The following is a 2,726-nucleotide window of genomic DNA, read 5'->3' on the forward strand; positions in this document are numbered from 1 at the left end:
TGTGGCAGCAGGCGTGGTGGGACAGTCGAGCTATGACGCGGTGAACGGCGGCCAGCTCTACGGCGTCGCCAGCTCCACCGCTACCGCGCTGGGTGGAAACACGAAGGTCAACTCGGACGGCACGCTCACGAGCCCGGTCTACGACGTTGCAGGCGGCACGTATTCCAACGTGGGCGAGGCGCTGGCCGCGATCGACAGCAAGGGTAGCGACTCGCCGAATGCCGTGAGCTACGACACGTCCGCTCACGACAAGCTGACGCTGGGCGGCGCGGGCACGACCAAGGGTCCGGTGGCGCTCACGAACGTTGCCAACGGCTCGCTGAACGCATCGAGCGTCGACGCCGTGAACGGCTCGCAGCTCTACGCGCTGGGTGCGAAGACCGATGGTTCGGGCAACCTGCTCAACGCGTTCGTCGCTTACGACGACACGTCGATGAGCAAGATCACGCTCGGCGGCGTCGGTTCGAGCACGCCGGTTGCGTTGACCAACGTCGCCAACGGCTCGCTGAACGCTTCGAGCGTCGACGCCGTGAACGGCTCGCAGCTCTATGCGCTGGGTGCGAAGACCGATGGTTCGGGCAACCTGCTCAACGCATTCGTCGCTTACGACGACACGTCGATGAACTCGGTCACGTTCGGCGGCAGCATGGCTCACGCGCCGGTTCAGCTCCACAACGTGGCAGCAGGCGTGGTGGGACAGTTGAGCACCGACGCCGTGAACGGCGGCCAGCTCTACGGTCTCGCCAGCTCGACGGCAGCTGCCCTGGGCGGCGGTGCGACGGTCACTTCCAGCGGCGCGATCAGCACGCCGACGTACGGCTTCTCCGACGGCACGTTCACCAACGTTGGCGAGGCGCTCGCGGCGATCGACGCCAAGGCAACAACCGGCTCGGTCAACGGTGTTGTGTACGACAACGACGCACACACTCGACTGACGCTGGGCGGCGCGGGCACGACCAATGGTCCGGTGGCGCTCACGAACGTCGCCAACGGCTCGCTGAACGCTTCGAGCGTCGACGCCGTGAACGGCTCGCAGCTCTATGCGCTGGGCGCGAAGACCGACGGTTCGGGCAATCTGCTCAATGCGTTCGTCACCTACGACGACACGTCGATGAGCAAGATCACGCTCGGCGGTGTCGGTGCGACCAAGCCGGTTACGCTGACCAACGTCGCCAACGGCTCGCTGAACGCATCGAGCGTCGACGCCGTGAACGGCTCGCAACTGTATGCGCTGGGTGCGAAGACCGATGGCTCGGGCAACCTGCTGAACGCCTTCGTCGCCTACGACGATACGTCGATGACCTCGGTGACGTTCGGCGGCGCCGGTCACGCGCCGGTCCAGTTGCACAACGTGGCAGCGGGCGATGTGAGCGTATCCAGCACCGACGCGGTGAACGGTGGCCAGCTCTATGCAATGGGCGCGCGCTTCGATACGTCGGGTAACATGACGAATGCCTTCGTTATGTACGATGACACGTCGATGAGCTCGATCACGCTGGGCGGCAGCACGGACCATGCTCCGGTCGTGATTCACAACGTGGCTGGCGGTTCGATCTCGGCAAGCAGCACCGACGCGGTCAACGGCACGCAGTTGTACAACACGGCGTCGAGCACGGCTGCCGCACTCGGCGGCGGCTCGACGGTGAGCGGCGACGGCACGATCTCGGCTCCGACGTACAACGTGGGTGGCAACACCTTCACCAGCGTCGGCGGCGCGATCACGAACCTCGACGGTCGCGTGACGAACATCGAGAACACCATCACCAGCATCGCAGGCGACGTGACGAACATCGCGGGCCAGATTGCGGACGCTGTCCAGTACGACTCGTCGGCGCATAGCAAGATCACGTTGGGCGGGTCGAACTCGACCACGCCGGTGGTGCTCACGAACGTTGCAAACGGCACGCTCACCGCAACGAGCACCGACGCCGTGAACGGTGCGCAGTTGTGGGCCACGAACCAGCAAGTTGCCAATCTGGATCAAGCGATCCAGAACATCGGCGACACGGGTTCGCAGTTCATCTCGACCAACACGACGAGCGGCCCGGCTTCGGCAACGGGCAGTAACTCGATCGCAGCGGGCGGCGGCGCAACGGCATCGGGTGCGAACTCGACGGCGATGGGCGACAAGGCCTCGGCGAGCGGCAACAACTCGACGGCCATGGGTGCCAACGCTGCGGCGACCGGCGCGAACTCGGTGGCGATCGGTGCGAACTCGGTGGCCGACGAGGACAACACCGTCTCGGTCGGCGCCCAGGGCAGCGAGCGCCGCATCACGAACGTCGCGAACGGCGTCAACGCAACGGATGCCGTGAACGTCGGGCAGCTCCAGAGCGGTTTGAATCAGCTCCAGAGCGGCATCAGCTCGGTGGCGCGTAACGCCTACGGCGGTGTTGCGGCAGCAACGGCGTTGACGATGATCCCGGACGTCGATCAGGGCAAGACGATCGCGATCGGTGTCGGTACGGCCAACTACCAGGGCTATCAAGCCGTGGCGATGGGCGCGTCGGCTCGCATCACCCAGAACATCAAGGTGAAGGTGGGCGGCGGTTACTCGTCGGGTGGCGGTGCCACGGTTGGCGGCGGTATGTCGTACCAGTGGTAAGCGTCTGATGGCAAGCCGGAAGCGTGGGTGCGGTATGCCCGCTTCCGGTTAGCTGCGAAGCGCTCAATCGGGCCGGCAGTTTCGGCCCGAATGTCAAAGCGGACTTCCTCGGAAGTCCGCT

At 65.2% G+C, this 2,726-nt stretch carries 1 protein-coding gene; it reads left to right on the plus strand.

What is annotated here, in order from left to right; all coding sequences use genetic code 11:
• Nucleotides 1–2,605 (plus strand): YadA family autotransporter adhesin (locus tag U5805_RS31435; protein ID WP_322107383.1); only part of this gene is annotated, 2,605 nt, incomplete at its 5' end.
• Nucleotides 2,606–2,726: the final 121 nt, after the last annotated feature.

This window comes from Paraburkholderia sp. J41 (assembly GCF_905220235.1).
Classification (GTDB): domain Bacteria; phylum Pseudomonadota; class Gammaproteobacteria; order Burkholderiales; family Burkholderiaceae; genus Paraburkholderia.